Origin of the sequence: Klebsiella scottii, assembly GCF_036561945.1 — a bacterium.
GTDB classification, from domain to species: domain Bacteria; phylum Pseudomonadota; class Gammaproteobacteria; order Enterobacterales; family Enterobacteriaceae; genus Klebsiella; species Klebsiella scottii.
On sequence record NZ_JARXNI010000019.1, the window covers coordinates 485,017 to 502,799 of the forward strand.

Annotated in this window: 15 protein-coding genes; 7 read left to right on the forward strand and 8 right to left on the reverse strand. The window is 56.6% G+C overall.

Translation table 11 applies throughout. The annotated features are described in order from the left end of the window. Positions 1-449 precede the first annotated feature (449 nt). Together kduD and araE are read left to right on the forward strand one after the other, a co-directional pair. Positions 450-1,211, forward strand: a complete 762-nt coding sequence (kduD, locus tag QFI97_RS06075) for a 2-dehydro-3-deoxy-D-gluconate 5-dehydrogenase KduD (protein ID WP_095098946.1) — start codon at positions 450-452, stop codon at positions 1,209-1,211. A 308-nt stretch (positions 1,212-1,519) separates the two neighbouring features. Further along, entirely contained in the window at positions 1,520-2,938 is a 1,419-nt protein-coding gene (araE, locus tag QFI97_RS06080) for an arabinose-proton symporter AraE (RefSeq protein ID WP_095098944.1), read from the forward strand. Here the strand turns inward: araE and QFI97_RS06085 are convergent, their stop codons facing one another. After that, a complete protein-coding gene (locus QFI97_RS06085) occupies positions 2,939-3,934 on the reverse strand; it encodes a LacI family DNA-binding transcriptional regulator (RefSeq protein ID WP_346430728.1) in 996 nt (331 codons plus the stop codon). Positions 3,935-4,177: 243 nt separating this feature from the next. Between QFI97_RS06085 and QFI97_RS06090 the strand changes: the two genes are divergently transcribed. The 3 genes from QFI97_RS06090 (at position 4,178) to QFI97_RS06100 (ending at position 8,343) form a co-directional block, all read left to right on the forward strand. Continuing rightward, positions 4,178-5,419, forward strand: coding sequence for an MFS transporter (locus tag QFI97_RS06090; RefSeq protein WP_331833588.1), 1,242 nt, complete (start codon positions 4,178-4,180; stop codon positions 5,417-5,419). Between the two features lie 18 nt (positions 5,420-5,437). Continuing rightward, on the forward strand, positions 5,438-6,871 hold the full coding sequence (locus tag QFI97_RS06095) for a glycoside hydrolase family 32 protein (protein ID WP_346430729.1): 1,434 nt from the start codon (positions 5,438-5,440) through the stop codon (positions 6,869-6,871). A gap of 128 nt (positions 6,872-6,999) precedes the next feature. Continuing rightward, positions 7,000-8,343 (forward strand): carbohydrate porin, encoded by a 1,344-nt coding sequence (locus QFI97_RS06100; protein WP_095098932.1) that lies wholly within the window; start codon positions 7,000-7,002, stop codon positions 8,341-8,343. Positions 8,344-8,462: 119 nt separating this feature from the next. Here the strand turns inward: QFI97_RS06100 and QFI97_RS06105 are convergent, their stop codons facing one another. The 5 genes from QFI97_RS06105 to QFI97_RS06125 all read right to left on the reverse strand — a co-directional run bounded on the left by QFI97_RS06105 (position 8,463) and on the right by QFI97_RS06125 (position 13,536). Further along, complete coding sequence (locus tag QFI97_RS06105) at positions 8,463-9,749, reverse strand: ABC transporter substrate-binding protein (RefSeq protein ID WP_041147054.1); 1,287 nt, start codon at positions 9,747-9,749, stop codon at positions 8,463-8,465. A gap of 16 nt (positions 9,750-9,765) precedes the next feature. Next, entirely contained in the window at positions 9,766-10,893 is a 1,128-nt protein-coding gene (locus QFI97_RS06110; protein WP_346430730.1) for an ABC transporter ATP-binding protein, read from the reverse strand. Between the two features lie 12 nt (positions 10,894-10,905). After that, on the reverse strand, positions 10,906-11,808 hold the full coding sequence (locus tag QFI97_RS06115; protein ID WP_045857405.1) for a carbohydrate ABC transporter permease: 903 nt from the start codon (positions 11,806-11,808) through the stop codon (positions 10,906-10,908). Continuing rightward, entirely contained in the window at positions 11,801-12,691 is an 891-nt protein-coding gene (locus QFI97_RS06120; protein ID WP_041147051.1) for a carbohydrate ABC transporter permease, read from the reverse strand. The genes QFI97_RS06115 and QFI97_RS06120 overlap by 8 nt, the downstream gene beginning before the upstream one ends. 518 nt (positions 12,692-13,209) lie before the next feature. Next, positions 13,210-13,536 carry a cupin domain-containing protein gene (locus QFI97_RS06125; RefSeq protein WP_095098925.1) on the reverse strand — a complete coding sequence of 109 codons (327 nt, stop codon included), beginning with the start codon at positions 13,534-13,536 and terminating at the stop codon, positions 13,210-13,212. Between the two features lie 139 nt (positions 13,537-13,675). Between QFI97_RS06125 and QFI97_RS06130 the strand changes: the two genes are divergently transcribed. Next, positions 13,676-14,368 carry an aspartate/glutamate racemase gene (locus QFI97_RS06130; RefSeq protein WP_346430731.1) on the forward strand — a complete coding sequence of 231 codons (693 nt, stop codon included), beginning with the start codon at positions 13,676-13,678 and terminating at the stop codon, positions 14,366-14,368. On the opposite strand, the gene QFI97_RS06135 is transcribed toward QFI97_RS06130, so the two are convergent. Beyond that, positions 14,355-15,281: a LysR family transcriptional regulator gene (locus tag QFI97_RS06135; RefSeq protein WP_095098919.1), complete on the reverse strand. Its 927-nt coding sequence runs from the start codon at positions 15,279-15,281 to the stop codon at positions 14,355-14,357. The two genes, QFI97_RS06130 and QFI97_RS06135, sit on opposite strands and share 14 nt — an antisense overlap. 134 nt (positions 15,282-15,415) lie before the next feature. Here QFI97_RS06135 and lysA point away from each other — a divergent pair, with 134 nt between their 5' ends. Beyond that, entirely contained in the window at positions 15,416-16,678 is a 1,263-nt protein-coding gene (gene lysA, locus QFI97_RS06140; RefSeq protein WP_346430732.1) for a diaminopimelate decarboxylase, read from the forward strand. Here the strand turns inward: lysA and QFI97_RS06145 are convergent. Then, on the reverse strand, positions 16,648-17,676 hold the full coding sequence (locus QFI97_RS06145) for a LacI family DNA-binding transcriptional regulator (protein ID WP_189339854.1): 1,029 nt from the start codon (positions 17,674-17,676) through the stop codon (positions 16,648-16,650). The two genes, lysA and QFI97_RS06145, sit on opposite strands and share 31 nt — an antisense overlap. Positions 17,677-17,783 lie beyond the last annotated feature (107 nt).

Genomic DNA, 17,783 nt, shown 5'->3' on the forward strand with positions numbered 1-17,783 from the left:
TTCATTATTTGTGATGGCGAGCGCAGTTCGCAATAACTTCCTGCTCTGGATCGCACTTTTTTTGGCTGCTGAGAGCGGTATAGAGAGGGGGACTTTGTTTTTATGCTGACTTTTTACGATCTGATGCCGATTTTCTAAGTTTATATAATACATTGTATTTAAATGAATTTAATTCGTTTTTCCCTCATGTCTGGCCAACGCTTCGTGATCTGTTTTGCATTTTTAGCATTTGCTTACCTAAAAATTGAAACGATGTTTTAATAATAATTGAAAATGGCTTTGCCCGGAGATAAGATGGTTCCACTAGCAAAACGGAACTCTGTTTTATTTTTATGATGGGGCCGCCCCAGAGAGTTCTTCTTACCATAATGGCCAGCGCAAGCAGCCGGTCGAACCGATAGAACCTCGCCTGTGTAGTACGGGCTATCTGAAAGATAAAGGAACCAGGTATGATACTCGATACATTCTCTCTCCAGGGTAAAGTGGCCGTTGTGACCGGATGTGACACCGGGCTGGGCCAGGGCATGGCGGTAGGGCTGGCGGAAGCGGGCTGCGATATTGTCGGTATCAATATTGTTGAGCCAACGGAAACGATTGAGCGCGTTACCGCGCTGGGCCGTCGTTTTCTCAGCCTGACCGCCGATCTGCGCCAGATTGAGGGGATCCCGCAGCTGCTGGAGCGCGCCGTCGCTGAATTTGACCATATCGATATTCTGGTCAACAACGCCGGCTTGATTCGCCGTCAGGATGCCCTCGAGTTCAGCGAAAAGGACTGGGATGACGTGATGGATCTGAACATCAAGAGCGTGTTCTTTATGTCTCAGGCGGCGGCGAAGCATTTCATTGCCCAGGGCAACGGCGGCAAAATCATCAACATCGCTTCCATGCTCTCTTTCCAGGGCGGCATTCGCGTTCCCTCCTACACCGCCTCGAAAAGCGGCGTGATGGGCGTGACCCGGCTGCTGGCGAACGAGTGGGCGAAGCACAATATCAACGTTAACGCGATCGCGCCGGGCTACATGGCGACGAATAATACCCAGCAGCTGCGCGCCGACGAGCAGCGCAGTGCCGAAATCCTTGAGCGCATTCCGGCGGGCCGCTGGGGTTTGCCGGGCGATTTGATGGGGCCGGTGGTGTTCCTCTCTTCCAGCGCGTCTGATTACATCAATGGCTATACCGTCGCGGTTGATGGCGGCTGGCTGGCGCGCTAATTTTTCCCGCTGTGCCGTACAAAAACCTGCCGCAGACGGCAGGTTTTTTTATGTGTGAACATTAATCGTCCATATCGATAAACTAAAAAAATCCATATTAATTAGTTATAGAGTGACAATGAATCGCATGGATATTAAGAATTTTTATGTTGATGAGAAATCGTCTCGCCTTTATGAAAGTTGAATGTCCATCACAAAACGATTGATGGTAGCTATTTAGTCCATATCTTTGGCATCTCCACCCTGACACATTGCCCCGCCGATCCCGTACTTTCTGATCACGTCTTACTATGTTCTGGCAGGGAAAAATGACCTCAATTAATAATGACTCTACGTTAATGCCGCGTACGCAGCGCGATACCCGGCGCATGAACCAGTTTGTCTCCATTGCCGCTGCGGTGGCCGGGCTCCTTTTTGGCCTCGATATTGGGGTAATTGCCGGGGCATTGCCCTTTATTACCGATCATTTTGCCTTATCCAGCCGCCTGCAGGAGTGGGTGGTGAGCAGCATGATGCTGGGCGCCGCTATCGGCGCGTTGTTCAACGGCTGGCTCTCTTTCCGCCTCGGGCGTAAATACAGTTTAATGGTCGGGGCGATACTGTTTGTTGCCGGCTCCATCGGCTCCGCCTTTGCCGGCAACGTGGAGGTCCTTCTGCTGGCGAGGGTTCTCCTTGGCGTTGCCGTCGGGATCGCCTCCTACACCGCGCCGCTTTATCTCTCTGAAATGGCCAGTGAAAATGTCCGCGGTAAGATGATAAGCATGTACCAGCTGATGGTGACGCTGGGTATCGTGATGGCGTTTTTATCCGATACGGCATTTAGCTACAGCGGCAACTGGCGCGCCATGCTGGGGGTGCTGGCGCTGCCTGCGGTCCTGCTGATTATTCTGGTCGTGTTCCTGCCCAACAGCCCGCGCTGGCTGGCGGAGAAGGGGCGGCACGTCGAGGCGGAAGAGGTGCTGCGCATGCTGCGCGATACCTCGGAAAAAGCCCGGGACGAGCTCAATGAAATTCGCGAAAGCCTGAAGCTCAAGCAGGGCGGCTGGGCGCTGTTTAAGATCAACCGCAACGTCCGTCGGGCGGTGTTCCTCGGTATGCTGCTGCAGGCGATGCAGCAATTCACCGGGATGAATATCATCATGTACTACGCGCCGCGTATTTTTAAAATGGCGGGCTTCACCACCACCGAGCAGCAGATGATGGCGACCCTCGTCGTCGGCCTGACCTTTATGTTTGCCACCTTTATTGCGGTGTTTACCGTGGATAAAGCCGGGCGTAAACCGGCGCTGAAAATCGGCTTTAGCGTGATGGCGCTGGGCACGCTGGTGCTCGGCTACTGCCTGATGCAGTTTGATAACGGCACCGCCTCAAGCGGCCTGTCCTGGCTTTCCGTCGGCATGACCATGATGTGTATTGCCGGCTACGCGATGAGCGCCGCCCCGGTGGTGTGGATCCTGTGCTCGGAAATTCAGCCGCTGAAATGCCGCGACTTCGGCATCACCTGTTCCACCACCACCAACTGGGTGTCGAATATGATTATCGGCGCGACCTTCCTGACGCTGCTCGACGCGATCGGCGCCGCCGGCACCTTCTGGCTGTATACCGTGCTGAACGTCGCCTTTATCGGGGTGACCTTCTGGCTGATCCCGGAAACCAAAAACGTCACCCTTGAGCACATCGAGCGCAATCTGATGTCCGGTAAGAAACTGCGCGATATTGGCAACTGATTACAGCGAGTCCCTCGGAAGCCAGGGGCTGGCAACCCGCACCGTATCCCGATGGCTGTCGCCGTTAATAATATGCAGGGCGCTCAGGCGCCCTATTTCATAATGCGGAAGCTGTACCGTTGAGAGCGGCGGTAAAAACAGATCGCCAATGCCGACCATATTATCGTAACCCACCACCGCCACGTCCTGCGGGATGCGCAGGCCCTGCGCCAGCAGCGTCTGATAAACCATAAAAGCGATACGATCGTTACCGCAAATCACCGCATCGAACTGCGGCTTACCCTCGCGGATATTTGCCAGCAGCATCGCCGGAATATCGCGGTAGTGCTCATCGCCATACTCCATGTAGCAGTGTTCGAGCGTATGCGGATCGAGATCCGCTTCCCGGCAGGCGCGCTCCAGCCCCTGACGTCGGCGCACGGTCGCCAGATGTTTAGCCGGCAGATGCAGGCACAGCGGACGGCGATAGCCCGCCGCCAGCAGGGCCTGCACCGCCGTATACTGACCCTGCTCATCGTCCGGGATATAGCTGGCCACCGGGTCGTGCAGGCTTTCGCAGTTGGCCAGCACGCAGGGGATTGTCAGCAGCTTGGCCGGGAGCGGCACCTGGCGCAGCCCCATCGTGGTGTAGATAATCCCGTCCGGCCGGTGGGAGAGCAGCAGATCGACGATGGTTTCCGGGCTATCGTCGGAAAACATATTGACCACGAAGCTGTTCCAGCCGTGCGCCCGCGCGGTTTCTTCGATTGAGAGCGTAATTTCCACCGAGAAGGGGGTGGTGACGGTATCCAGTGCCAGTACCCCGATGGTGTTTGGCGTCGCGTGGGCGCCGCGTATTTTCTTGGCGGAGAGATCGGGGACGTAGTTGGTTTGTTCAATGGCGGACTGGACGCGAGCCAGAGTCTCCGGCTTCAGGCGTTCCGGGCTGTTCAGCGCGCGGGAAACCGTCATCAGAGAGACATTTGCCAGTTTTGCCACATCTTTCAAGGATGCCATATTTACTACTCCAACGTTGCCGCCAGGCAACAGGCTATACAACTAAGTCGCTGATGTAAAAGGATCATGCGATATTCTATCGCAGGTTGTGCGGCCGCGCTGACGAGGAATATTTGATCGCGATCGCATCTCTGTTATGTTAACGTTAACTTATGTGATTAACATCATGTATCTCAGCGAAAGGGCATGAGTTTTGGGTTTTGTTAACGTTACCATTGACGCATTACTCCAACAGAGAACGTCATGATGAAAGCACATCACTCTCACAGCTATCCGATACTCAGCGCCTTACTGTTTTTCTTTTTCGTAACCTGGTCTTCGTCCGGCTCTTTGCTCTCTATCTGGCTACATCAGGAGGTTGGTCTGAAAGCGGGGGATACCGGCATTATCTATGCGGTTCTCTCCGTCTCAGCGCTGTTTGCCCAAATTTGCTACGGCTTTATTCAGGATAAGCTCGGCCTGCGTAAAAACCTGCTCTGGTATATCACCGCGCTGCTGATCCTCTCCGGGCCGGCCTATCTGCTGTTTGGCTACCTGCTGGGCATTAACATTTTTCTCGGCAGTATTTTTGGCGGGATCTACATCGGCCTGACCTTCAACGGCGGTATCGGCGTGCTGGAGTCCTACACCGAGCGCGTGGCGCGCCAGAGCCAGTTTGAGTTCGGCAAAGCGCGGATGTGGGGATCGCTGGGCTGGGCGGTGGCGACCTTTTTTGCCGGCCTGCTGTTTAACATCAACCCGAAGCTGAACTTTGCCGTCGCCAGCTGCTCCGGCCTGGTATTCTTCGTCCTGCTGGCGCGGCTGCGGGTCTCCTCTGCGCCGCAGGCGATGGAGGAAGCGGTGGCGGGCGGCAAGGTGACGCTGGAGGACGCGCTGCGTCTGCTCACCCTGCGCCGCTTCTGGGCGCTGGTGTTTTTCGTCGTCGGCACCTGTATTTACGGCGTCTACGACCAGCAGTTCCCGGTCTACTTCTCCTCGCAGTTCGCCACCCTGCAGGAGGGCAACGCCATGTACGGCTACCTGAACTCTTTCCAGGTGTTTCTTGAGGCGGCGGGGATGTTCTGCGCGCCCTGGCTGGTTAACCGCATTGGCGCGAAAAATGGCCTGATTTTCGCCGGTATGGTGATGGCGCTGCGGATGGTGGCCTCCGGGCTGGTGGAGGGGCCGCTGCTAATCTCGATAACCAAGCTGCTGCATGCGGTCGAGCTGCCGGTTCTGCTGGTATCTATCTTTAAATACAACAGCTTAAACTTTGATAAACGCCTCTCATCGACGCTGTATCTGGTGGGCTTTGCCTGCACCAGCTCGGTTATTGCTACCGTGCTGTCGCCGCTGGCGGGCTATAGCTACGAGATATACGGCTTTGCCCGGTCCTATTTGATTATGGGCCTGCTGGTGTTCTTCACCACCTTTATCTCCATCTTCTTGCTGCGATCGGCTAAGTCGCCTTCGGACCCGCTGATGCCGCAACCCTCCGTTATTTGAATGAAAAGAGTGAAGACTATGACGTACTCAATTAGCAACGCCGAACAGGAACTGCAGGCTAAAAGCGACGCGCTGAACCTGCGCTGGTACCCGCGCTACCATCTTGCCGCCCGCGCGGGCTGGATCAACGATCCTAACGGCCTGGTGTGGTTTGACGGCTGGTACCACGCCTTTTACCAGCATCATCCCTACTCAACGCAGTGGGGGCCGATGCACTGGGGCCATGCGCGCAGTAAAGATTTGGTGCATTGGGAGCATCTGCCGGTGGCGCTGGCGCCGGAAGGCCCGGAGGATAAAGACGGCTGTTTCTCTGGCTCCGCGGTGGTCGACGGCGATACGCTGGCGCTGATTTATACCGGGCATAAATTCCACGGCGATCCGAGCGACGAGGCCAACCTTTATCAGGTGCAGTGCCTGGCGACCAGCCGCGACGGCATCCACTTTGAGCGGCAGGGGATCGTCCTCGATACCCCGCCGGGGCTGCACCATTTCCGCGATCCTAAGGTGTGGCGCGAGGGCGATAGCTGGTACATGATTGTCGGCGCGCGCCTCGGCGATGTCGGCCAGGTGCGCCTGTACCGTTCGGCCGATCTGCGCCAGTGGCAGGATGCGGGCGTGCTTGATGAGGCGGAAAAAGAGATGGGCTATATGTGGGAGTGCCCGGACTTTTTTGCCCTCAACGACAGGCGCGTGCTGATGTTTTCTCCGCAGGGCATGGCGGCGCAGGGCTATCAGAATCGGAACCTGTTCCAAAGCGGCTATATGCTCGGCGACTGGCAGCCCGGCGGCGCCTTTGTGCGCGAAGGCGAGTTTGTTGAGATGGACAGCGGGCATGATTTTTATGCGCCGCAGAGCTTCCTGACTCCGGATGGTCGCCGGATCGTTATCGGCTGGCTGGATATGTGGGAATCGCCGCTGCCGGAACAGCAGGACGGCTGGGCGGGGATGCTCTCGCTGCCGCGCGAGCTGAGCCTGAGCGCGGACAACCGGCTGCAGATGCGCCCGGCTAAGGAGGTCGAAAGCCTGCGCGGGGCATGGTTCCCGTGGCCGGTGAGCACCTTGAAAAACCAGCAGACCATGCTGGTGGAAAACTGTGAGGCGATGGAGGTCATCCTGCACTGGGATAGCGCCAGCTGCAGCGCTGAGCAGTATGGCCTCAGCTTCGGCGACGGCCTGCGGGTCTACGTTGATGCGCAGATGCAGCGCCTGGTACTGGAACGCCATTATCCGCAGCATGGCCTGTGCGGCGTGCGCAGCGTTCCGTTAACCGCCGGGGCGCCGCTCAGGCTACGGGTATTCTTCGACAGCTCTTCCGTGGAGGTCTTCGTTAATGATGGTGAAGCCTGCCTCAGCAGCCGTATTTATCCGGATGGCGCGCGTCGTGAATTAACATTATTTGCCTGGAGCGGATCGGCCAGCTTATCTGAGGCCGGCGCCTGGCAGCTCGAATAATATAATTACTGTTTATTCTGTCGTTAATAACCCGTCTTCGACGATGGGCGGGTTATTATTGTCATCATCGTCGTGCTTTACCCATAACTAAAAAACTTTGTTTTATTAAATAATAAAAGGGTTTACCGATGAATAAAATCTGGGTCGGCTGCATGCTGACGTCTTTATTTACCCCTCTGACCTATGCCGGGCCGTCGTTATCTCTTGAGGAACGGCTGGCGCAAATGGAGCAGCGGCTGCAGGAGACCGAACAGCGGGCGACCAGCGCCGAGGCGGAGATTCGTGCGCTAAAACGTCAGGAGAAGCCAGCCGCGGCGGTCAGCGCCGCGGCGGCTAAACCTACGCTGCAGCTCAATGATTATGGCGAATTAAAATTTTATGGCGACGTTGAGTTTAATATGGACGGCGCCAGCCGCAGCGGTAGCCTGACCTCGGTGAGAACCAGCGCGAATAAAAGCTGGGCGCCGGGGAAAAAAGAGCGCTGGGATATTAACGGGCGTATTCTTCTCGGCTTTGATGGCCAGCGGAAAGGGGCTGATGGCAAGTATGCGGGCTTCAGCGTGCAGCCGCTGGCGGATATTAATGGCAAGATGAATCTGGACGATGCGGCCTTTTTCTTTGGTCAGCAGGATGACTGGAAAATTAAAATTGGCCGCTTCGAAGCCTATGATATGTTCCCGCTTAATCAGGATACCTTTATTGAATATTCCGGCAATACGGCGAACGATCTTTACAGCGACGGCTACGGCTATATTTACATGATGAAAGAGGGGCGCGGTCGCAGCAGCAGCGGCGGCAACTTCCTGCTGAGTAAAACCCTCGATAGCTGGTACTTTGAAGTGAATACGCTGGTGGAAGACGGCAGCACGCTTTTTGTCGATCGCAACTATCACGGCAACGCGCTGGATAACCAGAAAAACGTCGTCTACGTGCGCCCGGTGGTGGCGTGGCAGTCCGGCGCGTGGTCGGCGGCGGCGGCGCTGGAGAGCAACCTCGTCAATAACGCCTACGGCTATCAGGACCCGCGCGGCCGCTGGGTCGATCAGTCGAGCCGTACCGGCTACGGCATGACCATGAGCTGGAACACGCTGAAAACCGATGCCCGGGATGGCGCTGTGGTGAATCTGAGTACCGCCTATCTTGATGCCACGGATGAGCAGGACTTCAGCGCCGGTATCAACGCGTTATGGCATCGCGTGGAGCTGGGCTACATCTATGCGCATAACAAAATCGACCAGTTTAATCTGGCGGGGGTCAGCGCAGAATGCGACAACGATTGTGCCGTGCTCGCCCCGGGGCGTTATGACATCCACACGCTGCATGCCTCATGGCTGCTGCCGAATATCATGGATATGACGAATTTTAATATTTACCTCGGCGCCTACGCTTCGTGGCTGGATTCGTCGGCGGAGAAAAGCACGGGTCCGGACGAACGCTACGGCGCGCGCGTGCGCTTCAAATATCTCTTCTGAGGGTAAAGCAGGTCGCCCGGTCGCAAAGCCCGGCGGGATGATTTTGCCTTTCGTGACGGGCGCCGTGCGAAAAAATCCCCCGCAGCCTGAGCCGCGGGGGAGGTTCGGGGGACGCGTAATTAGCGCATGGCGCGCTTGAGAATGCGGTCTGACTGACGCTGGAAGTCCGCCGCCGTCTCTTCTACGGATTTCTGCCCGTAATCGATGTACTGCAGGGAGGTGCCGAACTGGGCTACGATCTGCGGGTCGTCGAAGTAGGGCGACACGGAGAGTTTCGCCGGCAGGGACTGCGCCAGCTTCAGCCCGGAAACTGCCGGATCGTCGGCCTTGATCGTGCCGTCTTCGGTCAGGTACTGCACCGCCACTTTACTCAGCGGCACGCCGCGCTCGAGTCCTAAGGTATCAACCCCGGCTTTGCTGTTCAGCAGGAAGTTAATGACCTTTGCCGCCGCTTCCGGGTTTTTCGTTGATTTACCGATCGAGAGCATCTGCGCGGGTTTAAAGAACAAACCGGCGTCGGTGGCTCCTGGCAGCATTGGGTATTCACCCAGCTCCAGCTTCGCCGGCGGCTTCAGGTTGTCGGAGTATTTATTGATGGTGGAGTTCCACATGTAGGTTCCCGCCCACTCGCCCTGAATCCACGGCTTCATCTCGTACATATTGCTTTTGCCGAAGGAGGCGTAGTATTTGGTATCCGGCATAACGTGGCTGTCGATAAGCTTTTTATACATCTGGAAAAACTCTACCCACTGCTCTTTGCTGTAAGAGAATTTTTTGGTTTTATCGTCGATAGCCGGCTGGTTGTACTTCTGAATCATATAGGAGTTCAGCAGCGCCAGGGTGTCCTGGTGCTCCAGCACCACCGGGTAGTACTGCTTGCCTAGCTTGCTTTCAAAGGCTTTTCCCGCCGCCATCAGCTCGTCCCAGGTTTTGGGGTAGGCGACGCCGGCTTTTTTCCAGGTTTCGTCGTTAAAGTAGAACACGCGGGCGGTCACGGAAATGGGAATGCCGTTGAGCTTGCCGTTCACGGTGGTGGACTGCAGTTCCTTCGCGTCAAACTGGCTGAGATCGATGACGTCCTTCATCTTATTCAGGTCGTAAAAGCCGTCGCCGTTTTTCGAGAAAATAGGCAGCCAGTTCCAGTTGGTCTGCATCACGTCAGGCTCGGTGCCGCCGGCGATTTGCGTGGTCAGGCGCGAGAGGTGGCCGTCCCAGCCGGTGTATTCCGCTTTGACGTTAATATCCGGATTCTGCTTATGGAATTCTTCCAGCGCTTTCAGGGTCACCTGATGGCGGCCGTTGCCGCCCCACCAGGACATGCGCAGGTCGACATCCTGTGCCAGAGAAGGTAGCGCGGTCAGGCCCAGAGTGGCGGAGATTGCGGCGCTTAAGAGCACTTTTTTCATTTTAATACTCCAGTGATTACAGAGAGATGTTCTGTTCGGTCGCCGCATCAAAGAGGTGGCATTTGTTGAGATCGAACCGGTAATAGACCTTACGATGCAGACCTTTTTCGATCATCGGCCTGGCTTCGTCGGAAGGGACGCGGGCGGTCAGCTCATAATCGGCGACCTTCATATAGACGAAGAACTCGTGGCCCATATTTTCCACGCGAACCATCTCGCCGGAGCCGCAGCCTTCGGCGAACGGCTGGTCCGCAATGGAGACAAACTCCGGGCGCACGCCGTAGAACAGCGTCTGGTCCTTGTAGCCTTCGGCTTTGCTCTGCAGCGCGTCGTTGAGGGGCAGCAGTTCGTCACCGATGTGCATATGCAGGCGGCCGTCGCGCTCAACCAGCTTGCAGGGACGGATGTTCATCTCCGGCGCGCCGATAAAGCCCGCGACAAACATATTTTTTGGCTTGTGGTACAGATTGTCCGGGGTATCAACCTGCATGATGTGGCCCAGCTTCATCACGCAGATGCGGTCGCCCATGGTCATGGCTTCGGTCTGATCGTGGGTGACGTAGACGGTGGTCGCCGGTTTGCCGGACTTCTTCAGCTGCTTGTGCAGATCGGAGATACGAATACGCATTGAGGCGCGCAGCTTGGCGTCGAGGTTAGAGAGCGGCTCATCGAACAGGAACACGTCCGGCTTTTTAACAATCGCCCGGCCAACCGCCACGCGCTGGGCCTGGCCGCCGGAAAGCTGGCGCGGCAGACGGTCGAGCAGCTCTTCCAGCTCGAGGATTTTTGCCGCTTCGTTAACCTGGCTTTCAATCTGATCCTTTGGCAGCTTGCTCAGCTTGAGGCCAAAAGCGAGGTTTTCACGCACCGTCATATGCGGATAGAGCGCGTAGTTCTGGAACACCATCGCAATCCCGCGCGCTTTTGGCGCGAGGTTGTTAACGATTTTCTCCCCGATACGCACTTCGCCGCCGCTGATGGTTTCGAGGCCTGCCAGCATGCGCAAGGTGGTGGATTTGGCGCAGCCGGATGGCCCGACGATCACCATAAACTCCCCGTCAGCGATTTTCAGGTCGATAGCATGTACCGCTTTGAAGCCGTTGGAGTAGACCTTTTCCAGTTTTTTGAAAATAACTTCAGCCATGATATTTCCCTCTTAACCTTTAATTCCGCTGCTGGTGACGCCCTGTACGAAGTAGCGTTGAGCCAGGAAGAATACGATGATGGATGGCAGAATGGAGATGCTCGCCATTGCCAGAATTTCGTTCCACGGAGCGCCTTCCGTGACGTCGATGGACATTTTCAGCGCCAGCGCGATCGGATACTTATCGACGCTATAGACGTAAATCAGCGGACCAATAAAGTCGTTCATTGACCACATAAACTGGAACAGCGCGACCGAGATAATCGCCGGTTTTAAAATCGGCACCACCACGTACCACAGCACCTGGAAGGAGTTGCAGCCGTCAATTTGCGCCGCCTCTTCCATATCGCGCGGCACGCCGCGCAGGAACTGAATCAGCATGAAGACGAAGAATCCCTGGGTGGCGAAGGCCAGCGGCAGGTACAGCGGCAGATAGCTGTTCAGCATGCCCATTTCGCGGAACATCAGGTACTGCGGGATAAGCAGCACGGTGCTCGGCAGCAGCATGGTGGTGATGAGGGTGGCGAACCAAAATTTCTTCCACGGGATCTCGAAGCGGGCAAAGCCGTACGCCACGATGGTGGAGGAGATAATGGTCAGGATCACTTTCGGGATGACGTACTTGAAGGTATTCAGCATGTAGTGGCCGAAGTTGTATTCAGTCCCGGTCTTCCAGCCGTTGATAAACCCGTCCCAGGTCGCGTGAGCGGGCCACAGACTCAAGGTGGTGAAGATCTCGTGGTTCGGTTTGAACGACGCCGAGAACATCCACACCAGCGGGTAGAGCATCAGCAGGCCAACGAACAGCAGGATCACATAGCGGATGCTGGCGTTCATTTTTTCACGCCGCAGCGTTCTGGCAACCTCGCGCTCGGCGATGTCCCGGGCCGCGGAAATTTGTTGGATATCAGCCATTTTTGCCTCCCTTATCGGCGGAGTAGAACACCCAATATTTCGAAGACTTAAAGGCGATAGCGGCAAATACCGCGACGACCAGGAACAGCACCCATGCCAGCGCCGCGCCGTAGCCCATATCGAAGTACTTAAAGGCGGTGTCGTAGATATAGAGTGAGAACAGATAGGTGGAGTAGGTTGGGCCGCCGCCGGTTATCACGTACGGTCCGGTAAACTCCTGGAACGCCTGGGTGGTTTGCATAATGAAGTTGAAGAAAATCACCGGCGTAATCAGCGGCACCGTCACCTTCATAAACATCTGCCACTTCGAGGCGCCGTCGATCATCGCCGCTTCGTATTGCGATTGCGGAACGTTCTGCAGCGCCGCGAGGAAGATCACCATCGCCGAACCGAACTGCCAGACGCGCAGCAGGGTCACCGACATCAGCGCCAGCGACGGCTCGCCGAGCCAGTTGACCGGGTCGAAGCCCAGCACGCCGATAAAACTGTTCAGCAGGCCGTCGATAGCGAACAGCGCGCGCCACAGCACGGCGATGGCGACGGAGCTGCCGAGGATCGAAGGAATGTAATAAGCGGTACGGAAAAAACCGATGCCGCGCAGCTTAAAGTTGAGAACAAACGCGATGCCCAGCGCAAAGGCCAGCTTCAGCGGAATGGTTAAAAAGACATAGGCGAAGGTGACGCCCATAGACTTCCAGAAGAGAGAATCTTCGGTCAGCATGTAGCGATAGTTTTCAATGCCGTTAAATACCGGCGGACTCATCAAATCGTACTCAGTGAAACTGAGGAAGAAAGATGAAACAAAGGGAAAGGCGGTAAAGATTATCAGCCCGATGATATAGGGCGATATCCATGCCAATCCCAGCAGCTTGTTTTCATTCATACATACCTACCTGGCTTACGAGTTTGTAAAACGGATTCGGTTTATACCCGGCGTACTTCAAGCTGCGTGCGTCATCCGCGCAGAAAGCAGCCGGAAAAGTTGATCTGTTGCTGGTGTCTGTGCTGGCGCTTCCTTCCCTGTTGGACCCTGTTTTTGTCATGGTTTGTCACCCGCAGCTCCCTGCTGAGCGTGCACCGGTTCGGCTTTGCTATGCCCGGCGCCTTTAATTTTATAAAACGCCGTTTTAAATTTATTTTATTGCGATTTATTACAGAGTCATTCGATTCATAACGGAAATGTGATCGAAGTCGAAACGATGTTTCAAAAAATGAGATGGCGGGCATTTTGTCCGGACTATAAGGGCTGGTGAGCGATGCCGGGAAGGTGAAGCTGCGCAGGTTTGCGATGTTTTATTGCCCGACTAATGATTGTGTTTGCACATATTTTTTAACAAATAATATTGCGGAGGAGGGATTGCTCGGGCGGGGGAGGGGCATGCCGGACATGCCCAGGGAAGATTAGCTTTGCAGAAAATCCTGACGCACGGGCGTAAAGGTATCCAGCAGGGTTCCCGCCTTCAGGCACACGCAGCCGTGCATAATATTTGGCCGCTTGTAGAGCGTGTCGCCGGCGCTAACCACATGTTTCTCATCACCAATAGTGAATTCGAACTCGCCTGAAAGCACGTAGGTCAGCTGTTCGTGAGGGTGGTTATGCATAGGCCCGATGGCGCCGGCGTCAAAGTTAACCTCAACCGCCATCATTTTGCCATCGTGCGCCAGAATACGCCGGGTCACGCCATTGCCCAGATCGTCGAGGGTGGTCTCTTTATGAAAAATAAACATCCGCTGGTCCTGTGGTTAAGTGAAACAATGTTTCATTTAATTTATCCCACAATTTTCTAAAAAGAAACGATCGACGGGAGAAGTGGAAAGTTGATCACAAGTTTGTTTCACTGGGGGGTAACCATAAAAGGAGCGAATAATGAAAACGATTGGCCTGTTGGGGGGAATGAGCTGGGAATCCACCATTCCTTATTACCGCCTGATCAATGAGGGTATCAAAGCGCGTTTGGGCGGGCTGCACTCCGCCAGGCTGTTGTTACATAGCGTTGATTTCCATGAGATTGAAGCCTGTCAGGCCGCCGGTGAATGGGAACGTGCCGGCGATATGCTGGCGCAGGCGGCGCTGGGCCTGCAGCAGGCGGGCGCCGAAGGCATCGTGCTCTGTACTAACACGATGCATAAAGTGGCCGATGCCATTGAAGCGCGCTGCGGCGTGCCGTTTCTGCACATCGCCGATGCGACCGGGCGGGCGATTGAGAAAAAGGGCATGCGCAACGTCGCCCTGCTGGGGACGCGCTATACCATGGAACAAGAATTCTATCGCGGCCGCCTGCAGCAGCAGTTTGCTATCGAGACGCTGGTTCCGTCCGCTGACGATCGCCAGCGGATCAACCAGATTATCTTTGATGAACTCTGTCTCGGCACCTTTAGCGAGGCTTCGCGCGACTATTACCTGCAGGTTATCGAGGCGCTGGCGGCGCAGGGGGCGGAAGGCGTTATCTTCGGCTGCACCGAGATTGGCCTGCTGGTGCCCGTAGAAAGCAGCCCGCTGCCGGTATTTGATACCGCGGCCATTCACGCCGCGGATGCGGTGGAGTTTATGCTTTCTTAAGCACCGTATCGAGCGGGCGCTGGATCTGCGCCAGGCTGTGCTGCAAGTGGTGAATAAAGGCGTCGACCAGCGCCGAGCCGGGGCGGTGCAGCGGGCGGATCATGCTGACGGTAAACGGCACATCGATGCTGAAGCGGCGCACCGCGACGCCGCTTTCGGCATAATCGAGGGCGGTGAGCGGATTAACCACCGAGATGCCGACGCCCGCGCGCACCATCGCGCAAATCGACGCGGCGCTGTGCGTTTCGACCACCATCCGCCGCTTGACCTGATGTTCAAGGAACAGGGCGTCAAGCAGCTGGCGATAGCTGTCGGTCCGCGACAGGCTGATGTAGTTTTCAGCGTGGAAATCGGCGGGGGTCAGAACCTGCTTCGCGGCGAGCGGATGGCCCTGCGGCAGGACGCAGACTTCATTCAGCGTCAGCAGCGGCGTGCGTTCGGTTCCGGCGGGCGTATGCAGGGTTTCGGTCAGGCCAAGATCGTGGCGCTGGGCGGAGAGCCACTCCTCCAGCAGAGGCGACTCCTGGGGGACGATTTGCAGGCTGACCTCCGGATAGCGCGCCAGAAACGGCTGCAGCAGCAGCGGTAAAAAGGACTGGGAAAATACCGGCAGGCACACCACCGACAGCTCGCCCTGGCGAAACTCGCGCAGGCTTTCCGCCGCGCTGACGATCCTGTCCAGCCCGTACCACGACCGCTGCACCTCTTCAAACAGCCGCAGCCCCTGGACCGTGGGCTGCAGGCGGCCGCGAGCGCGCTCAAAAAGCTTCAGTCCCAGCACCTTTTCAAAGCGCGCCAGCTCCCGGCTGACCGTCGGCTGCGAAGTATGCAGCATGCGGGCGGCCTCGGTCAGATTACCGGTGGTCATCACCGCGTGGAAGATTTCGATATGACGCAAATTGACGGCGGGCATGGCGGCTCTCGGGTGGCATCAGGTGTCCATATCATTTTTGCATAGACTCACGATAAAACGATATTTTTTATTCCCTTCAGGCTATGGCGTAATCATAAAAAACACGCACAACGCAGACAACGCCGGAGTTCACCATGCCACGCTCGCTTTACGCCACCGATACCGACCTGACCGCAGATAACCTGCTGCGCCTGCCCGCCGAGTTTGGCTGCCCGGTATGGGTCTACGACGCGCAGATTATTCGCCGCCAGATTGCCCAGCTCGGCAAGTTTGACGTGGTGCGCTTTGCGCAGAAGGCGTGTTCGAATATTCATATCCTGCGCCTGATGCGCGAGCAGGGCGTGAAGGTGGATTCCGTCTCCCTCGGGGAGATTGAGCGCGCGCTGGCGGCGGGCTACGATCCGCAGCAGCATCCGGAAGATATTGTCTTTACCGCCGATCTGATCGACGACGCAACGCTGGAGCGGGTGAAGGAGCTGCAGATCCCTGTGAACGCCGGGTCGGTGGATATGCTGAGCCAGCTGGGGGAAGTTTCGCCGGGCCATCGCGTATGGCTGCGGGTCAATCCGGGATTCGGTCACGGCCACAGCCAGAAAACCAATACCGGCGGTGAAAACAGCAAGCACGGTATCTGGTATAGCCATCTGCCGGCGGCGCTGGAAGTGATGCGCCGCTATCAGCTGCAGCTGGTGGGTATTCACATGCACATTGGCTCAGGGGTGGATTATGCTCACCTGGAGCAGGTGTGCGGCGCGATGGTGCGTCAGGTGATCGAGTTTGGTCAGGATCTGCAGGCGATCTCCGCCGGCGGCGGACTGTCGATCCCTTATCACGAAGACGAAGAGGCGATCGATACCGATCACTATTACGGCCTGTGGAACGCCGCGCGCGAGCAGGTGGCGAAGCATCTGGGGCATCCGGTGAAGCTGGAGATCGAACCGGGTCGTTTCCTGGTGGCGGAATCCGGCGTTCTGGTCTCCCAGGTGCGCAGCGTGAAGGAGATGGGCAGCCGTCACTTTGTGCTGATTGACGCCGGCTTTAACGATTTGATGCGTCCGTCGATGTACGGCAGCTACCACCATATCAGCGCCCTGGCGGCGGACGGTCGCGACCTCAGCGCGGCGCCGATGATTGAAACCGTGGTCGCCGGGCCGCTGTGCGAATCCGGTGACGTCTTCACGCAGCAGGAAGGGGGGAAAGTGGAAACGCGCCTGCTGCCTGACGTGGCGCCGGGCGACTATCTGGTGCTGCACGATACCGGCGCCTACGGCGCGTCTATGTCCTCGAACTACAACAGCCGCCCGCTGCTGCCGGAAGTGCTGTTCGATAACGGCAGCGCGCGGCTGATTCGCCGCCGCCAGACCATTCAGGAACTGCTGGTCTTAGAGCAAGTCTGATCTAAAAAGGGACCCGTCGTTACCGACTCGCGCAGCACCAGCGTGCCGGTAAACGGCGGGATCGTTTCGATCGGCTGATGGTTGGCAAGCTTGATCGCCTGGTCGATGGCGGTGGTGATCATATTATCGATGGGCAGATAGACCGTCGACAGGCCCGGCTCCAGCCATTTTGCGCTGGGGGCGTCATCAAAACCAAATAGCGAAACGTCCTGCGGGATCCGCAGCCCGGCCTGATGCAGCGCTTTTGAGGCGCCGAGCGCCATATCATCGTTACAGGAAAAAAGCGCGCTGAACGGCGTTTTTTCCTCCAGCAGCTCCCGGCACAGCTCGTAGCCGCGGGTCATCGTTGAATCACCGTATTTAACTTTCTCCGGGTCCCACGCAATACCATTTTTCTTCAGCGCCTTACGGTAACCCTGCAGGCGGGCTTTGCCCGTTGGCGTGTGCATGGGGACGGTCAGGCAGGCGATCTCGCGATGGCCCTGAGTAATCAGATAATTAACCGCCTGGAATGCGGCATCCTCTTGCTCGAAGAACACGCAGCGCTCGCGCGCAAGGCTGACGTCGCGGTTAATCACCACCAGCGGCATATCGACGGAGTCGATCAGCGACATGATCTTCTTTTCGCTCATATGGCGGGTATAGAGGATGATGGCGTCGCACTGGCGATCGGCAAGCATCTGCACCGCTTCTTCTTCGCGCTCCGGCGCATCGTGGCCGTCGGTGACAATCAGCTGCTTGCCCCAGGCTTCCGTCTGGCGCGAAGCCTGCTGCAGCAGACGGCCAAAGTAGAAGCCGTCGAAGGTGGATACCACCAGTCCGATGCTGTTGCTCGTGCGGTTGGCCAGCGAACGGGCGAGAAAGTTCGGCCGATACCCCAGCTCCTCCATCGCTTTGAATACCTGTTGGCGGGTACTCTCTTTTACCTGACCTGTGCCGTTCAACACGCGGGAAACCGTCGCTTTAGAGACGCCTGCGCGAATTGAGACATCCAGCATTGTAGCCATTCATCGATTCCTGATATCACGTGGTGTTTTGCAGTTTATCACAGACATTCAGGGGGATATGACCTCTACGCCGTGCAAAAAACTATCGGGATCACGCT